Consider the following 16,416-nt stretch of genomic DNA (forward strand, 5'->3'; position numbering starts at 1 on the left):
AAACAAGCAGACTCCAGCCGACGGGGGGCGCGAGATGAACTCACTGCACAGCACGACCTCAAGCGCAGTAATCACGCGTCTCCACGACGTCGCACGGAGCACCGAGAAGTCCGGCGCCGTGAACGGGCGGGGGTGCGTTCGCGGCGCCGGGCGTCAGCACCGACCGCCGTACATCGCGGTGGTCGAGGCGGCGCGCAGGCCCACGGCGGACAACGCCGAGGCACGGGGGAACGAGGGCGCGGCGTACAGAGAGGCCACGGGGGAGCGCACCCAGGTGACGGAGGCCACGGACGCCGAGACGGCGTTCACGGCCTACGTCCAGGAGCGCCGGGCCTCTCTGTACGCGACCGCCTACCACCTGACCGGCGACCGCTTCGAGGCGGAGGACCTGCTCCAGAGCGCGCTCTTCTCCACGTACCGCGCCTGGGACCGGATCAGCGACAAGGCGGCCGTCGGCGGCTATCTCCGCCGCACGATGACCAACCTGCACATCAGCGCGTGGCGCAGGCGCAAGCTCAACGAGTACCCGACGGAGGAGCTGCCGGAGACGGCCGGCGACACCGACGCGATGCGCGGCACGGAGCTGCGCACGGTGCTCTGGCAGGCGCTTTCGCGCCTTCCCGAGACGCAGCGCACGATGCTGGTGCTGCGTTACTACGAGGGCCGCACCGATCCCGAGATCGCGGACATCCTCAACATCAGTGTCGGCACGGTGAAGTCGAGCATCTGGCGGTCGCTCCGCCGGCTGCGCGAGGACGAGGTCCTCAGCTTCGGACGTGACGAGGAAGAGTCCTTCGGCGAGCTGGTGGCCTGAAGGCGGCGGGGGAGCAGGACCCGGGGGGACCGGGGGAGGGGCTGCCGTTTCGGGGGAGACGGCAGGAACAGCACGGGGGTTGGGGGCACGGGGGTGCACCGAGCAGGACCGGACAGGCTGGGGGGCCTGTCCGGTCTTCGCGCGTTCAAGAGGACTTTTTCGTCGTCCGTCCCGGCCCGCGAGGTGGGCCGGGCGCTCAGCGCCCGGTGTTCGCCGGACGGACGGGCACGGACGGGTCCGCCGTCGCCGTACGCGGCCGGGTGCTGCCCGCCGCGGCGTTGGCGATCCGCCCGAGCGCCTCCGCCTTCGCGCAGGGATGCGCACCCAGCGCCGTCTGACGGCAGACGATGCCGCGCTCCGCGCGCATCAGCCGCCAGCCGCGCCGCAACAGGAACGCCACCGACTTGCGGCCCTCGCGCAGATCCCGCACCAGCCTGCGGCGGAACGTCGTCGAGGGGCGGCCCCGCAGACAGAGCGCGTCGGCCAGTACACCCAACTCCTCGCAGCGCGCGACGACATCGGCCGCGAAGATGCCCTCGGCGATGAACAGTTGGGTACGCCCGATGTCCAGCTCCTCCTGGTCGACACGGGAGCTGGTGGCGATCGAGTAGACCGGGACGGTCGTACGGCCCGTACGGCACAGCTCCAGGATCGCGGCGACCGCCGCGTCCGCGTCCCAGGACAGCGCGGAGTCCCAGTCGATGTCCGTACTGCCCGCGACCAGCGGCAGCGTCGGGTCGTCGCCCTCTTTGTAGAAGTCGTCGAGACGGAGCACGGGCAGGCCCGCGCGGGCGGCGAGCGACGACTTGCCGGAGCCGGAGGGGCCCGCGAGCAGGACGACGCGCGCGGAGGCGGTTCGGTGGGGACTCACGGGACACCAGTGTGAGGCATACACCCGCCCAGGGGACCCCCGCCTGCGGTGTTGGTATCGAGCGTCACATCTCAACTACTGTGCGTGTCATTCCCATTACTCGACTCCCTCGCCCAGGCAGGAATCCCATGGCACGTCACTCAGCTCCCACCTCCCGGCGCCGCGCCCTGCTGCGCGCCGGGCTGACGTTCACCGCGGCGGGCGCGGTCATCGGGCTCGGCGGCGCCGCCGCGCAGGCGGCACCGGCCGCGCCCGTGCCCGCGTCGGGCCCCGACAGCGAGCTCGCCGAGGCCGGGAAGGCCGCCGGCGAGGGGCTCGCCGGCGCGGTCGGCCACAGCCTCGCCGGGAGCCTGGGGCCGGTCAAGAGCCTTCAGCTCAACCCGCTGGCCAAGACGGGTGTTGACCCGCTGGACAACGCGGTGGGCACGCAGATCGCCGACTTCAAGCCGCTGTCGACGGCGGTCGTGACGGACTCGATCACCCAGGGCGGCGGTCTCCAGGACCTGCCGCTGGTCGGACCGGTGACGGGGCTGCTGCCCGGCTGAGCGCGCCGACGCAGGCCTCGGCCGCCGGGTGGGCCGCGTGGGGCCCGCCCGGCGATCGAGGACGGATCAGTAGCCGGAGCCCGACGCGCCCAGACTGCCCGTCGGGTGCCAGACGGTCTTCGTCTCCAGGAAGGCCGTCAGGCGCCCGATGCCGGGGTCGGCGGAGAAGTCCACCGGCGACGGGCGCAGCACCCGCTTGAGATTGTCCGCCGCCGCGATCTCCAGCTCCTTGGCCAGCGTCTCGTCGGCGCCGTACAGATCGATGCCGTTGACGTCCTGGTGCGCCGCGAGCGGGGCGGCCAGCTCCGCCGTACCGCCCGAGAGGATGTTGACGACGCCGCCCGGCACGTCGGAGGTGGCCAGCACCTCGCCCAGGGACAGGGCGGGCAGCGGCGAGCGCTCGCTCGCCACGACGACCGCAGTGTTGCCGGTGGCGATCACCGGGGCGAGGACCGAGACCAGGCCGAGGAACGACGAGTCCTGTGGCGCGAGGACCGTCACGACACCGGTGGGCTCCGGCGTGGACAGGTTGAAGAAGGGGCCCGCCACCGGGTTGGCACCGCCCGTGACCTGGCCGATCTTGTCCGTCCAGCCCGCGTACCAGACCCAGCGGTCGACGGTCGCGGCCACGACGGCCGCCGCCTTCGCCTTCGAGATGCCCTCGGAGGCGGCCACCTCGGCGGTGAACTGCTCGCGGCGGCCCTCCAGCATCTCGGCGACGCGGTAGAGCACCTGGCCTCTGTTGTACGCGGTGGCGCCCGACCAGCCGCCGAACGCCTTGCGGGCGGCGGAGACCGCGTCACGGGCGTCCTTGCGGGAGGACTTCGGCGCGTTGGCCAGCCACCTGCCCTTGGAGTCGCTCACCTCGTACACCCGGCCGCTCTCGGAGCGGGGGAACTTGCCCCCGACGTACAGCTTGTAGGTCTTGAAGACTGACAGTCGCTCGGACTCAGACATCGAGATACGCCTCCAGGCCGTGGCGACCGCCCTCGCGGCCGTGACCCGACTCCTTGTAGCCGCCGAAGGGCGAGGTCGGGTCGAACTTGTTGAACGTGTTGGCCCACACCACGCCCGCGCGGAGCTTGTTCGCGACGGCGAGGATCCGGGAGCCCTTCTCCGTCCAGATGCCGGCGGAGAGGCCGTACTGCGTGTTGTTGGCCTTGGCGACCGCCTCGTCCGGCGTGCGGAACGTCAGTACGGAGAGCACCGGGCCGAAGATCTCGTCGCGCGCGACGGTGTGCGCCTGCGTGACGTTGGTGAAGAGGGTCGGCGCGAACCAGTAGCCGGACGAGGGGAGTTCGCACTCCGGCGACCAGCGCTCGGCGCCCTCGGCCTCGCCCGCGTCGGCCAGTGTCCTGATCCTGGCCAGCTGCTCGGCGGAGTTGATGGCGCCGAGATCCGTGTTCTTGTCCAGCGGGTCGCCGATGCGCAGCGTGGACAGCCGGCGCTTGAGCGAGTCCAGCAGCTCGTCCTGGATCGACTCCTGGACCAGCAGCCGCGATCCGGCGCAACAGACCTGGCCCTGGTTGAAGAAGATGCCGGTGACGATGCCCTCGACGGCCTGGTCGATCGGGGCGTCGTCGAAGACGATGTTGGCGCCCTTGCCGCCGAGTTCGAGCGTGACCTTCTTGTCCGTGCCCGCGATCTGCCGGGCGATGGCCTTGCCGACGGCGGTCGAACCCGTGAAGGCGATCTTGTTGACGTCCTCGTGCTCGACGAGGGCTGCGCCCGCGTCGCCGTACCCGGGAAGGATGTTGACGACGCCGCGCGGCAGACCGGCCTGGCGGCAGATGTCCGCGAAGAACAGAGCGCTCAGCGGGGTCGTCTCGGCGGGCTTCAGGACCACCGTGTTGCCCGTGGCGAGCGCCGGGGCGATCTTCCACGCGAGCATCAGCAGCGGGAAGTTCCACGGGATGACCTGGCCGGCGACGCCCAGCGGTCGCGGGTTCGCCCCGTAGCCGGCGTGGTCGAGCTTGTCGGCCCAGCCCGCGTAGTAGAAGAAGTGCGCGGCGACCAGCGGGAGGTCCGCGTCGCGGGTCTCGCGGATCGGCTTGCCGTTGTCGAGGGTCTCCAGGACGGCCAGTTCGCGCGAGCGCTCCTGGATGATCCGGGCGATCCGGAAGAGGTACTTGGCGCGCTCGGTGCCGGGCAGCGCCGACCACTTCGCGAATGCCTTGCGGGCCGCCTTCACGGCCCGGTCGACGTCCTCCGCGCCCGCCCGGGCGACCTCGGACAGGACTTCCTCCGTGGCGGGGGAGACCGTCTTGAAGACCTTGCCGTCGGCGGAGTCGGTGAACTCGCCGTCGATGAACAGGCCGTAGCTCGGCGCGATGTCGACGACCGAGCGCGACTCGGGGGCCGGTGCGTATTCGAAAGCCATCGTGTATCAGTCCACCGTGACGTAGTCGGGGCCGGAGTAGCGGCCGGTGGCCAGCTTCTGGCGCTGCATCAGCAGGTCGTTGAGGAGGCTGGAGGCGCCGAAGCGGAACCAGTGGTTGTCCAGCCAGTCCTCGCCCACGGTCTCGTTGACCAGCACGAGGAACTTGATCGCGTCCTTGCTGGTACGGATTCCGCCGGCGGGCTTCACGCCCACCTGGACACCGGTCTGGGCCCGGAAGTCGCGTACGGCCTCCAGCAGCACCAGCGTGTTGGCCGGGGTGGCGTTGACGGCGACCTTGCCGGTCGACGTCTTGATGAAGTCCGCGCCGGCGACCATGCCGAGCCAGGAGGCGCGGCGGATGTTGTCGTACGTGGACAGTTCGCCGGTCTCGAAGATGACCTTGAGGCGGGCGGTGCCGCACTCGGCCTTCACGGCCACGATCTCCTCGTAGACCTTCAGGTAGTGGCCCGCGAGGAACGCGCCGCGGTCGATCACCATGTCGATCTCGTCGGCACCGGCGGCGACGGCGTCCCGTACGTCGGCGAGCTTCACCGCCAGGGCGGCGCGGCCGGCCGGGAAGGCGGTCGCGACCGAGGCGACCTTCACATCGCTCCCGGCGAGTGCGGCGACGGCGGTCTCCACCATGTCCGGGTACACGCAGAGCGCGGCGGTCGTCGGGACGGTGCGGTCCGTCGGGTCCGGGTGCAGCGCCTTGGCGGCGAGCGACCGGACCTTGCCGGAGGTGTCGGCGCCTTCGAGGGTCGTCAGGTCGATCATCGAGATGGCCAGGTCGATGGCGTACGCCTTGGCCGTCGTCTTGATCGAGCGCGTACCGAGCGATGCGGCGCGCGCCTCCAGGCCGACGGCGTCGACGCCGGGCAGCCCGTGGAGGAACCGGCGCAGCGAGCTGTCGGACGCGGTCACGTCAGCGAGGGGGGCACCGCCCACGGCGGAGCCTGTGGGCGAGGGTGCAGTCGTGGGCATGGTCACCACATGAGCATATCTACGCGCGTAGCAGCATGTACAGGGGGTGTGGGATCCAGGCACAGGACGAACATCTCCCGCTCGCCCCGCCGGTTCGACGCGATCTGACCGCCCTCACCGTGAACGATCACGGAGCCGGCGCCGTCGGCGGGGGGACGGGCAGCGTCTGCTCGGTCCAGATGGACTTGCCCGACGCGGTGTAACGGGCGCCCCAGCGCTGTGCGAGGGCCGACACGAGTTGCAGTCCGCGCCCGCTCTCGTCGGTGGCGGAGGCCCGGCGTACGTGCGGTGTGGTGAGGCTGCCGTCCGAGACCTCGCACACCAGGGTCCGGCCACGCAGCAGCCGCAGCCTGACCGGGCCCTGCGCGTGCCGTATGACATTGCTGACCAGCTCGCTGGCGAGCAGTTCCGTGGTCATGGCGAGGTCGTCGAGGTGCCAGACGTCGAGCTGGGTACGGATGTGCTCCCGCGCCTGGCCCGCGGCGACCGGATCCTGCGGCAGCGACCAGGAGACGACGTCGTCGTCGGCCAGCCGGCGCAGCCTGGCGATGAACAGGACGGCGTCGTCCGCGGTCTGTTCCCCGGCCGGCAGCAGCGCGGAGACAAGGGTGTCGCACAGCTGGTCCAGGCTCAGGTCGCCGTCGGCGCGGAGGGTGGAGGTGAGCACGCGGACGAGCTCGTCCATACCCTGATCGATGTCCCGGCCGGCGGCTTCCAGCAGCCCGTCGGTGAACAGTGCCAGCAGGCTGCCCTCGGGCACCGCCAGCTCGACGGTGTCGAAGGGCGGAACAGCGGCGCCGAGAGGCGGGTTGGGGGAGATCTCCGGAACGCGCACCGTGTGGTCGGGGTGGACGAGGGCCGGCGGAAGATGGCCGGCGCTCGCGAAGACGCAGACGTGAGTGGTGGGGTCGTACACCGCGTAGAGGCAGGTCGCGTAGAAGTCGTCGCCGAGGTCACTGACGATGCCGTTGAGGTGGCCGAGTATCTCGTCGGGCGGCAGTTCGAGATCCGCGAGGGTGCGTACGGCCGTCCGCAGCCGTCCCATGGTCGCCGCCTCGGACAGACCGTGCCCCATCACGTCACCGATGACGAGGGCGACCCGCTCGGCCGACAGCGGTATCAGGTCGTACCAGTCACCGCCGACGTCCAGGCGCCGGTCGGAGGGCAGATAGCGGGCGGCGGCGGTGGCGGCGGGTGGCGAGGGCAGGTGCCGGGGGAGCAGACCGCGCTGGAGCTCCTTGGCCCGCTGGTGCTCGGAGTCGTACAGCCGGGCCCGCTCCAGGGCCTGCGCGAAGAGCCCGCTGAGTGCGACGAGCAGGGTGCGCTCCTCGTCGGTGAGCAGCCGGGGCTTGTCGAAGGAGATGACGCAGCAGCCCGTGGACCGCCCCGAGGCGATCAGCGGCAGGAAGGCCCACGCCTGACGTCCGGGGGTGGGGACATCGGCCAGTGCGGGGTAGCGCATCTTCATCTCCGCCACGGAGGAGACGAACAGGGGGGCGCGGGTGTCGAGCACGTCCGACAGGGGTGTGGTCGTGGTGAGCGGGAACGAGAGGACTTTTTCGAGGTCCGCGGTCTCGTATCCGACGGAGCCGATCAGCCGGGTGCGATCGCCTTCGAAGGCCACGACGACCAGACCGGTGGCGCGGAACGGCTGGATGACGTGCTGGGCGACGGCCTTCACGACGTCCTCGGTGGTGAGCGCCTCCGCGAGCGCCGTGGTCAACTCGGCGATGCGGGCGGCCCGTTCGGCGGCGGCCCGCTCCGTGGCCGAGCGCTCGGCCTCGCGTGCCCGCTTGTCGGTGACGTCGGTGAGGTAGACGGTCAGGCCTCCCGGGGCGGGGACCAGACGCAGGTGGTACCAGCGCTGGTTGGCCGGGGACAGTACGTCGAAGCCGACCGGCTGGTGATTCGCTACGGCCTGCCGGCAGCGGTCCTCGAGACCGGGCTCGCGGGCGAAGGGGATGTCCCAGAGAACACGGCCGATGAGTTCGTGGGAGGAGGAGCCGAGTGCGCGCTTGGCCTCGATATTGATGAAAGTGACCCGCCAGTCGGTGTCGACCGCGAGGAACCCGTCGCTCATGTGCCGCAGGGCGTGGTCCACGGATTCGCGGGCGACATGGGTCTGCGTCGTGTCCCACACGGTGCCGACCATGTGGAGAGGTTCCCCGTCGTCGCCGAGGATCACCCGGGCGCGTGCCTGGGCCCAGCCGGACGTCCCGTCCGGGCGGCGCACGCGGTACTCGACGCCGTACACACTCCGGGTGCGGATCGCCTCGTCGGTGTCGACCATCACCCACGGCAGATCCTCGGGATGGACCAGACCGAGCCACGTCTCGATCCGGTTGTCGAAGGTGGTCGGATCGACGCCGAGGACCGTCATGGCCGCCTCGTCCCAGTGCAGCTCACCCGTCCGGATGTTCCAGTCCCAGGCGCCCACTCTGACGGCTTTGAGGGCCTGCTGCAGACGGGAGCCGTCCGGCGGCTCCGGCCACAGCTCGGGGTTCGTGCCGCGCGGGGCCGCGAGAGAGCGGGCCAGATGCCCGGCCGCCCAGCGGCCCACCTCCTCGAGGAAGGCACGCTGCTCGGCGGTCGGCTCCTCGGCGGTGGGCGTCAGTACGGAGAGCACGCCCATCAGACCGAGCGGCCCGGTCGGCGCGAGCAGTGGTACGGAGGCCAGGCCGCAGCCGGCGAGCACGTCCGGAGCCGCGTCATCGGGGGACCCGGGGTGCTCGGAGGGCAGCTGTTGGGCGAAAGCGGGCGCCGGGCGCCATACGTACTCCCTGCTCCGCGCGGCGCGGGCCGGAACCGTCGTGTCCTTCCCGGACAGGTCCTGCCAGCGCTTCGTACCGGCCGGCGGCAGGCCGTCGGTGAGCATCATATGAAGCCCGGTGTCCTGCCACAGGCTCCGCAGATGCACCATCCCGCCCGGTCCGCCGAGGCCGACGACCGCGTGGTGCAGCGCGCAGCGCAGGGCCTCCGTCTCGGACGCGTCCTCGCCCACCGCGTCGAGTATGCGCAACCGATCTGTCGCCGATCGAGCTCCCGTCGGCCGCGGACCTTGTGCGTTTCGTGGGTTCACGGTCATGCACTCGCCGCCAATCGACCGGGTTCCTTCCACGAGCCCGTACCGCACCATTGTCTCTCGGCACCGTGTCCGGGGCGAGCAAGCGGCGGGGAGGCCGGTCCCGGTACGGGCCGGTGGCCGGCTCCGGGGACTGGCTCGGGACCGCCGGCGCGTACGGCAGAATCGAAAGCATGACGAGTCCCGATCAGTCCCCCGAGCCTGCCTACGCAGAGCGCGTCTTCCGGTCGCCCGCCGGTATCGCGGGCGGTGTGCTGCTGCTCGCGCTCGGCGCCTGGATCGGGATCGACGCGCTGGTACGGGGCCACGGCAGGACGCCGTGGCTCGCGCTCGCGGCCCTGCTGCTCGCCGTACCGCTCGTGGTGGCCTTCACCATCCGGCCCGCGGTGTTCGCCAACGACGACCGGCTGAGGATCCGGAACCCGTTCCGCACGATCCTCTTGCCGTGGGCGTCCGTGGCCGATGTGCGGGCCAGTTATTCGAGCGAGGTGTTCACCAAGGACGGCGCGAAGTACCAGCTGTGGGCGGTGCCCGTCTCGCTCCGTAAGCGCAAGCGCGCCGCGCGCCGGCAGTCGCAGAGCGCGCACGACGACCCGCACGGCAGGACGTCGGTGAACGTGGACGTGACCGAATCGCGCGAGCGGACCGCGAACGCGGATTACACGGTCGCGGGGCTGCGCGACCAGGCGGAGCGCTGCGCGTCGCGCGACACCGCGCGGGGGGAGCCGCAGGTGCGGTGGGCGTACGAGGTGATCGCACCGGCGCTGGCGGGGCTGGTGGTCCTGCTGGTGCTGCTCGCGACGGGGTGAGGCGGGGCGGGTCGGTTTCACCGGGGTCCACCCGGTGACGGGTTCGTCCTCAATCGCCGGACGGGCTTGATTGTGCCGGCCCTCGTGTCCTCAATCGCCGGACGGGCTGGAGATATCAGCCGGGCGGGCTGAGGTGTGTGCGGGCCGGTGGGTGGTGTCCTCAATCGCCGGACGGCTTGAAGTGCCCGCCGGGCGGGCTGCGCATGGAGCCCGTCCGGCGATTGAGGACAGGGGCTTCAGATGCCCGCGGCCTCCGCCAGGTCCCGCTTCAGGGACGTCAGCAGCTCCGTGGCGACGGTTCGCGCCGAGGGCAGGTCCGCCGCGGTGGCGACCGGGATCACGGCCTCCAGGTAGCACTTGAGCTTCGGTTCCGTACCGCTCGGGCGGACGATCACCCGGGCCCGGTACGCCCCGTCCAGGTGGTAGCGCAGACCGTCCGTCGGCGGCAGGCCCGACGCGCCCGCCGAGAGGTCCTCCGCCGACGTGACCGTCAGACCCGCGAGGACCGTCGGCGGGTGGTCACGCAGGCGGTCCATCGCCCGCGTGATCAGTGACAGGTCCTTCACCCGCGCCGAGAGCTGGTCCGTCGCGTGCAGGCCGTGCGCGAGCGCCAGGTCGTCCAGGAGGTCCGCGAGGCCCCGGCCCCGCTCCTTCAGCTCGGACGCCAGCTCCGCGACGAGCAGCGCCGCCGTGATGCCGTCCTTGTCGCGTACGCCGTCGGGGTCGACGCAGTAGCCGAGGGCTTCCTCGTAGCCGTACCGCAGGCCCTCGACGCGGGCGATCCACTTGAAGCCGGTGAGCGTCTCCTCGTAGCCGACCCCCGCCGCCTCCGCGATCCGCCCCAGCAGCGACGAGGACACGATCGACTCGGCGAAGACGCCCGACGTGCCCGTCGCGCCCTTGTTCACCAGGTGCGCGGCCAGCAGCGCGCCCACCTCGTCGCCGCGCAGCATCCGCCAGCCGCTCTCGGCGTCCGCGTCCGGGACGGCCACCGCGCAGCGGTCGGCGTCCGGGTCGTTGGCGATGACGATGTCGGGGGCGGCGCGGCGGGCCGTGGCGAAGGCCAGGTCCATCGCGCCCGGCTCCTCCGGGTTCGGGAAGGCGACGGTGGGGAAGTCCGGATCGGGCTCCGCCTGTTCGGCCACCGGTACGGGCGCGGGGAAGCCGGCCCGTGCGAACGCGGCGTTCAGCGTCTGCGTACCGACCCCGTGCAGCGCCGTGTGGACCACGCGCGCCGTACGGGGGGATCCGGCACTCAGTACGGTGTCCGTGCGCTCCAGATACGCGGTCAGCACCTCGTCGCCGAGGATCTCCCAGCCGTCCTCGGGGCGGGGCACCGAGTCCAGCGGCCCGACGGCGTCGATCTCGGCCGCGATCCCGCCGTCCATGGGAGGCACGATCTGGGAGCCGTCGCCGAGATAGACCTTGTAGCCGTTGTCCCGCGGCGGGTTGTGGCTGGCGGTGACCTCCACCCCGGCCACGGCTCCGAGATGCCGTATGGCGAACGCGAGCAGGGGAGTCGGCAGCGGACGCGGCAGTACGGCGGCGCGCAGCCCCGCCCCGGTCATCACGGCTGCGGTGTCACGCGCGAAGTCGGCCGATTTGTGGCGGGCGTCATAGCCGATGACGACGAGACCGCCGCCCTGGCCCGTGGCCTTGAGGTACGCCGCGAGACCGGCGGCGGCGCGGATGACCACCGACCGGTTCATCCGCATCGGCCCGGCGCCCAGCTCGCCGCGGAGTCCGGCCGTGCCGAACTGGAGCGTGCCGCTGAACCGTTCGGCGAGCGCGTCCAGGTCACCGGAGTCGACGAGCTCCCGCAACTCGCGCCGGGTGTCGCCGTCCGGGTCCTCGGCGAGCCACGCCTCGGCCCGCGCGATGAGGTCCTGCTGCACTGTGGGTTTCCCTTCCTGGGCCCGCTCGGAGGTCACACGACAAGCTCTCAGATGCGCTCGAGCACCCGCGCCAGCAGGGCGCCCATCTGCGTGGCCGAGTCGCGGCCCGCCTGGAGGACCTCCTCGTGGTTCAGCGGCTCGCCCGACAGACCCGCCGCCAGGTTCGTCACCAGCGAGATGCCCAGCACCTCGGCGCCCGCCTCACGCGCCGCGATGGCCTCCAGCACGGTGGACATGCCGACGAGGTCGCCGCCCAGCACCCGGACCATGTTGATCTCGGCGGGCGTCTCGTAGTGCGGGCCGGGGAACTGGACGTACACGCCCTCCTCCAGGGCGGGGTCCACCTCCTTGCACAGCGCGCGCAGCCGGGGCGAGTACAGGTCCGTGAGGTCCACGAAGTTCGCGCCGACGATCGGTGACGCGGCCGTCAGATTGATGTGGTCGCTGATCAGCACCGGCTGCCCCGGGCGCATGCCCTCGCGCAGTCCGCCGCAGCCGTTCGTCAGGACGACGGTCTTGCAGCCGGCGGCGACGGCCGTACGGACACCGTGCGCGACGGCCGCGACGCCGCGGCCCTCGTAGTAGTGCGTACGGCCCAGGAAGACCAGCGCGCGCTTCTCGGCGATCGCGTAGGAGCGGATCGTCCCGCCGTGGCCGGCGACGACCGGCGGGGGGAAGCCCGGCAGCTCGGTCACCGGGAACTCGGCCTCGGGTGCTCCCAGCGCGGCGACGGCGGGTGCCCAGCCGGAGCCCATCACCAGGGCGACGTCATGGGTCTCGGCGCCGGTCAGCTCGCGCAGGCGCACCGCGGCGGCGGAGGCGGCGGCGTGGGGGTCGGCAGATCCGTCGGCCGTGGCCGGGATAACAGATGCGTTCACGCGGAAGAGGGTAACCGCTCCGGCCCTACGCGCGTAGATGATCGAGCATACGGTCTTCGGATCGTTGTGTTGTCGTTTTCGACAAACGCGCGGGTCAGCCGCCGTTCAGAGCCGCCGCGTGCGGGTCGGGTGCCCGTTCAGCACGCGCGCTTTCGCAGTTCCATCACATAGTCGTGCGGCGCACCGGCCGATTCCGCCGCCTCCGCCAGCTCGCCGAGATAGCGCGCCGAGGGCAGCCCGCCCTCGTACCCGTTCAGTACGTACAGCCAGGCCGGCTCCTTGCCGTCCAGCGTGTCCACGCGCACCCGCATCCGCCGGTATATGTCGAGGCCGACGCCCTCCCAGCGGTCCATCGAGTCCTCGTCCATCGGAGCGATGTCGTAGAGCGCCACGAAGACCTGGGAGCGGGGCGCCTCCACGAGGGTGACCAGCGCACCCTCCCAGCCCATCTGCTCCCCACCGAAGGTGAGCCGCCAGCCGTTGAGCCAGCCGGTGCCGCGCAGCGGGGAGTGCGGGGCGCGGCGGGACATCAGCCGCGCGTCGAGGTTGCCGGCGTACGCGGCGTAGAGCGACATGGGGACGAGGGTACGGGAGGGACGCGCGTGCACGGTGAATCACACGGGCGCGGGCCGGGCGTTACTCGCGGGGAGGGACCCGGGGCGAAGCACCTTGAAGAGTGCGGGACAATGGCGTACGTACTGCATACTCCGGGGGCTCCCCGGACTCCCGGCCGGGACGGCAGACGGGTCGGGTCGACAACGCGAGGCGGACTTTTTCGTGACCCGGATCGTGATCATCGGCGGCGGACCCGGCGGATACGAGGCGGCCCTGGTGGCCGCACAGCTCGGCGCCGAGGTGAGCGTCGTGGACTGCGACGGCCTCGGCGGGGCCTCGGTGCTCACCGACTGCGTACCGTCCAAGACCCTCATCGCGACGGCCGAGGTGATGACCACCTTCGACTCCTCCTACGAGGAGCTGGGCATCATCGTCGCCGACGACACCCCGCCGCTCGAACAGGCCGCCCGTGTCGTCGGCGTGGACCTCGGCAAGGTCAACCGGCGTGTGAAGCGCCTCGCGCTCGCCCAGTCCCACGACATCACCGCCTCCGTCACCCGGGCCGGCGCCCGCGTGCTGCGCGGCCGTGGCCGGCTCGACGGCCGGCAGGCCACCGACGGCTCCCGCCAGGTGATCGTGACCTCGGCCGACGGCTCGGAGGAGTCGCTGACCGCCGACGCCGTGCTGATCGCGACGGGCGCGCACCCGCGAGAGATCCCCGACGCGCTCCCCGACGGCGAGCGCATCCTCAACTGGACGCAGGTCTACGACCTCACGGAGCTGCCCGAAGAGCTGATCGTGGTCGGCTCCGGCGTCACCGGCGCCGAGTTCGCCGGCGCGTACCAGGCGCTCGGCTCCCGCGTCACGCTCGTCTCCTCGCGCGACCGGGTGCTGCCCGGCGAGGACCCGGACGCCGCCGCCGTACTGGAGGACGTCTTCCGGCGCCGCGGTATGAACGTGATGTCGCGCTCCCGCGCCTCGTCCGCCAAGCGCGTCGGCGACCGCGTCGAGGTGACCCTCGCCGACGGCCGGGTCATCTCCGGCACGCACTGTCTGATGGCCGTCGGCGCGATCCCCAACGCCGAGGGCATGGGCCTGGAGGAGGCCGGGGTCCGCGTCAAGGACTCGGGCCACATCTGGACCGACCGGGTGTCGCGTACGTCCGCGCCCGGCGTCTACGCGGCGGGCGACGTGACCGGCATCTTCGCGCTCGCCTCGGTCGCCGCGATGCAGGGCCGCATCGCGATGTACCACTTCCTCGGCGACGCGGTGGCCCCGCTCAACCTCAAGACCGTCTCGTCCAACGTCTTCACCGACCCGGAGATCGCGACCGTCGGCTACAGCCAGTCGGACGTCGACAGCGGGAAGATCGACGCGCGGGTCGTCAAGCTGCCGCTGCTGCGCAATCCGCGCGCCAAGATGCAGGGCATCAGGGACGGTTTCGTCAAGATACTCTGCCGGCCGGGCACCGGCATCGTCGTCGGCGGCGTCGTCGTCGCGCCGCGCGCCAGCGAGCTGATTCACCCCATCTCGATCGCGGTCGACAACAATATGACCGTCGAACAGATCGCAAACGCATTCACTGTGTACCCCTCTCTGTCGGGCTCGATCGCCGAAGTGGCACGGCAGTTGCACAGCCGTAAGAGCGACGAAGAGGGTTGACGCAGGTCATGGGCGTGCGCGGGCCACGGCCCCGCGCTCCCATACCACTTGGCGCCGCTCCCTATGTTCACCTTCCGTATTTCGGGGCGAATCGCTGAAAGCAGACGGCCGTCCAGGTTACTGTCAGTTTCGTGTTCGCTGCAGAACGTCGCCAGTTAATCCTCGAAATGGTGCGCGCCAACGGAGCCGTGTCGCTCCGTGAGCTCGCCCGCGTCGTCCAGACCTCCGAAGTGACCGTACGGCGGGACGTGCGGGCGTTGGAGGCCGAAGGACTCCTCGACCGTCGGCACGGCGGTGCGGTACTGCCGGGCGGATTCACGCGAGAATCCGGCTTTCCGCAAAAATCCCATCTCGCCACGGCGGAGAAGACGGCCATCGCCGATCTCGCCGCGAGCCTCGTCGAAGAAGGCGAAGCCGTGGTGGTCGGCGCCGGTACGACCACGCAGGAGCTGGCCCGCCGGCTCGCGCGGATCCCCGGACTGACCGTCGTCACCAACTCCCTGCTGGTCGCACAGGCGTTGGCCCATGCCAACAGGGTCGAAGTCGTCATGACCGGGGGCACCCTGCGTGGCTCCAACTACGCGCTGGTCGGCAGTGGTGCCGAGCAGTCGCTCCAGGGGCTACGGGTCTCCCGCGCGTTCCTGTCCGGGAGCGGGCTGACCGCGGAGCGCGGCCTGTCCACCTCCAACATGCTCTCGGCCAGCGTCGACCGCGCGCTGGTGCAGGCGGCGGCCGAGGTCGTCGTGCTCGCCGATCACACCAAACTGGGCACCGACACGATGTTCCAGACGGTGCCGACGGATGTGATCACCCGGCTGGTCACCGACGACCCGCCCGCGCACGACGACCGCGCCGCGACCGAACTCCAGGCCCTCGCCGACCAGGGGGTGCAGATCACGGTGGCGGGCGGGGCCGCGGGGTCGGGGACCGGTGGTGAAGGTGCCCCGCCGGGGCGGCAGCCTCGACGGGACGCCCCGCTGCCGGGCCAGCGCCGTACGCACGGCGGCACCGGGCCGGGCCCGCAGACGCGGCGCGGCGCGTCGGCGTCCGCGTCGGCGGGGATGCTCGCCGAGCAACCGGGCGAGCGCGCCCGGGTCGCTGACCTGCGCCACCGCTGACGTCCCGTCGGGACGGTCCTGGTGCGGGTGCGTACCTGTCGTGCCGGGCGTTGCGGGTCAGATTGAACTCTGTGGACATGCCCCAGGGGCGCTGTCCGCAACAGCAGAACGGGCACCCCGCCCGTCGCCCGACATGGTCTGCCGACGGACCGTGCGCGCTTACCGGGCGGGCTCGCCGGGGCCCTTCAGGCCCGTCAGTGTCAGCGTCAGCAGGCGGTCGGCCAGTTCCGGGTCGGACGGGGACTGTTCGGCGGCCAGTGCGATGGCGTTCGTCAGCTGCATCAGGTCGTCGATCGACGTGTCCGCCCGGACGGCCCCGCTCACCTGCGCCCGTACGAGCAGCAGTTCGCCCGCTGTACGTAGGCCCGCGCTGCACTGCGTCAGGGCCGAACTCGCGTCGTGCGAGGCCGACATGAGCGCGCGGGACAGCCCGCGGTACTCACCCGCGTGAGTGATCAGCGCGCGCAGCCACGCCACCAGCGCGTGGCAGGGCCGGTCGGCTTCGGCGAGTTCGCGCGAGCGGTCGAGCAGATCGGCGAGCGCCTCCTGGAAGACCGCGTTCATCAGGGCGTGCCGGGTGGGGAAGTGCCGGTACAGCGTGCCGATGCCGACTCCGGCACGGCGCGCGACATCCTCCAGCGAGGCGTCGGTGCCGTGCTCGGCGAACGCGGAACGGGCCTCGCGGAGCACGCGCTCGTAGTTACGCCGCGCGTCGGCCCGCATGGGCCTCGGCGGCGCGCCACTGCTGCTCGCCATCGCGGTCCTTCCTGTCGCTACGGGTGGGGCCATACGGGCCCGGTCCGGTGTGCGTCCCAGGATGCCA

The 16,416-nt window shown here is 71.5% G+C and carries 13 protein-coding genes and 1 pseudogene; 5 read left to right on the forward strand and 9 right to left on the reverse strand.

What is annotated here, in order from left to right:
• Window positions 1-34 precede the first annotated feature (34 nt).
• Window positions 35-814, forward strand: coding sequence for a SigE family RNA polymerase sigma factor (locus ACFWHU_RS09695; RefSeq protein ID WP_385791293.1), 780 nt, complete (start codon window positions 35-37; stop codon window positions 812-814).
• Window positions 815-1,010: 196 nt separating this feature from the next.
• Here the strand turns inward: ACFWHU_RS09695 and ACFWHU_RS09700 are convergent.
• A pseudogene (locus tag ACFWHU_RS09700) lies at window positions 1,011-1,753 on the reverse strand (uridine kinase).
• A 60-nt stretch (window positions 1,754-1,813) separates the two neighbouring features.
• Between ACFWHU_RS09700 and ACFWHU_RS09705 the strand changes: the two are divergent.
• A complete protein-coding gene (locus ACFWHU_RS09705) occupies window positions 1,814-2,230 on the forward strand; it encodes a hypothetical protein (RefSeq protein WP_385791291.1) in 417 nt (138 codons plus the stop codon).
• 66 nt (window positions 2,231-2,296) lie between these two features.
• Here ACFWHU_RS09705 and ACFWHU_RS09710 read toward each other — a convergent pair whose 3' ends face one another.
• The 4 genes from ACFWHU_RS09710 to ACFWHU_RS09725 form a co-directional block, all read right to left on the reverse strand.
• Window positions 2,297-3,187 (reverse strand): aldehyde dehydrogenase family protein, encoded by an 891-nt coding sequence (locus ACFWHU_RS09710; RefSeq protein ID WP_385791289.1) that lies wholly within the window; start codon window positions 3,185-3,187, stop codon window positions 2,297-2,299.
• Window positions 3,180-4,610, reverse strand: coding sequence for an aldehyde dehydrogenase family protein (locus tag ACFWHU_RS09715; protein WP_385791287.1), 1,431 nt, complete (start codon window positions 4,608-4,610; stop codon window positions 3,180-3,182). The genes ACFWHU_RS09710 and ACFWHU_RS09715 overlap by 8 nt, the downstream gene beginning before the upstream one ends.
• Before the next feature lie 6 nt (window positions 4,611-4,616).
• Window positions 4,617-5,594 carry a deoxyribose-phosphate aldolase gene (gene deoC, locus ACFWHU_RS09720; RefSeq protein WP_385791285.1) on the reverse strand — a complete coding sequence of 326 codons (978 nt, stop codon included), beginning with the start codon at window positions 5,592-5,594 and terminating at the stop codon, window positions 4,617-4,619.
• Between the two features lie 127 nt (window positions 5,595-5,721).
• Window positions 5,722-8,595 carry a SpoIIE family protein phosphatase gene (locus tag ACFWHU_RS09725; protein WP_385791283.1) on the reverse strand — a complete coding sequence of 958 codons (2,874 nt, stop codon included), beginning with the start codon at window positions 8,593-8,595 and terminating at the stop codon, window positions 5,722-5,724.
• Between the two features lie 254 nt (window positions 8,596-8,849).
• Here ACFWHU_RS09725 and ACFWHU_RS09730 point away from each other — a divergent pair, with 254 nt between their 5' ends.
• Window positions 8,850-9,485 (forward strand): PH domain-containing protein, encoded by a 636-nt coding sequence (locus tag ACFWHU_RS09730; protein WP_385791280.1) that lies wholly within the window; start codon window positions 8,850-8,852, stop codon window positions 9,483-9,485.
• 236 nt (window positions 9,486-9,721) lie between these two features.
• Here ACFWHU_RS09730 and ACFWHU_RS09735 read toward each other — a convergent pair whose 3' ends face one another.
• The 3 genes from ACFWHU_RS09735 to ACFWHU_RS09745 all read right to left on the reverse strand — a co-directional run bounded on the left by ACFWHU_RS09735 (window position 9,722) and on the right by ACFWHU_RS09745 (window position 12,833).
• Window positions 9,722-11,380: a phospho-sugar mutase gene (locus tag ACFWHU_RS09735; RefSeq protein ID WP_385791278.1), complete on the reverse strand. Its 1,659-nt coding sequence runs from the start codon at window positions 11,378-11,380 to the stop codon at window positions 9,722-9,724.
• Between the two features lie 47 nt (window positions 11,381-11,427).
• Window positions 11,428-12,258 (reverse strand): purine-nucleoside phosphorylase, encoded by an 831-nt coding sequence (locus ACFWHU_RS09740; RefSeq protein ID WP_381794652.1) that lies wholly within the window; start codon window positions 12,256-12,258, stop codon window positions 11,428-11,430.
• Window positions 12,259-12,395: 137 nt separating this feature from the next.
• Window positions 12,396-12,833 (reverse strand): gamma-glutamylcyclotransferase, encoded by a 438-nt coding sequence (locus ACFWHU_RS09745; RefSeq protein WP_031229841.1) that lies wholly within the window; start codon window positions 12,831-12,833, stop codon window positions 12,396-12,398.
• A gap of 202 nt (window positions 12,834-13,035) precedes the next feature.
• On the opposite strand from ACFWHU_RS09745, the gene ACFWHU_RS09750 reads away from it, so the two are divergent.
• Together ACFWHU_RS09750 and ACFWHU_RS09755 are read left to right on the forward strand one after the other, a co-directional pair.
• Entirely contained in the window at window positions 13,036-14,475 is a 1,440-nt protein-coding gene (locus ACFWHU_RS09750) for an NAD(P)H-quinone dehydrogenase (RefSeq protein ID WP_385791275.1), read from the forward strand.
• A gap of 167 nt (window positions 14,476-14,642) precedes the next feature.
• The gene (locus tag ACFWHU_RS09755) at window positions 14,643-15,593 is read left to right on the forward strand and encodes a DeoR/GlpR family DNA-binding transcription regulator (RefSeq protein WP_385791273.1); all 951 of its coding nucleotides are present in this window, start codon (window positions 14,643-14,645) and stop codon (window positions 15,591-15,593) included.
• Between the two features lie 159 nt (window positions 15,594-15,752).
• On the opposite strand, the gene ACFWHU_RS09760 is transcribed toward ACFWHU_RS09755, so the two are convergent.
• A complete protein-coding gene (locus ACFWHU_RS09760; protein WP_385791271.1) occupies window positions 15,753-16,349 on the reverse strand; it encodes a TetR/AcrR family transcriptional regulator in 597 nt (198 codons plus the stop codon).
• Between the last annotated feature and the right edge of the window lie 67 nt (window positions 16,350-16,416).

This window comes from Streptomyces sp. NPDC060366 (genome assembly GCF_042725135.1).
GTDB lineage: Bacteria > Actinomycetota > Actinomycetes > Streptomycetales > Streptomycetaceae > Streptomyces.

Coding starts and splice junctions, on each gene's coding strand:
- ACFWHU_RS09760 (WP_385791271.1), bottom strand. CDS start 16,349: ATGGCGAGCAGCAGTGGCGCGCCGCCGAGGCCCATGCGGGCCGACGCG.
- ACFWHU_RS09695 (WP_385791293.1), top strand. CDS start 35: ATGAACTCACTGCACAGCACGACCTCAAGCGCAGTAATCACGCGTCTC.
- ACFWHU_RS09715 (WP_385791287.1), bottom strand. CDS start 4,610: ATGGCTTTCGAATACGCACCGGCCCCCGAGTCGCGCTCGGTCGTCGAC.
- ACFWHU_RS09705 (WP_385791291.1), top strand. CDS start 1,814: ATGGCACGTCACTCAGCTCCCACCTCCCGGCGCCGCGCCCTGCTGCGC.
- ACFWHU_RS09730 (WP_385791280.1), top strand. CDS start 8,850: ATGACGAGTCCCGATCAGTCCCCCGAGCCTGCCTACGCAGAGCGCGTC.
- ACFWHU_RS09745 (WP_031229841.1), bottom strand. CDS start 12,833: ATGTCGCTCTACGCCGCGTACGCCGGCAACCTCGACGCGCGGCTGATG.
- deoC (WP_385791285.1), bottom strand. CDS start 5,594: ATGCCCACGACTGCACCCTCGCCCACAGGCTCCGCCGTGGGCGGTGCC.
- ACFWHU_RS09755 (WP_385791273.1), top strand. CDS start 14,643: ATGGTGCGCGCCAACGGAGCCGTGTCGCTCCGTGAGCTCGCCCGCGTC.
- ACFWHU_RS09710 (WP_385791289.1), bottom strand. CDS start 3,187: ATGTCTGAGTCCGAGCGACTGTCAGTCTTCAAGACCTACAAGCTGTAC.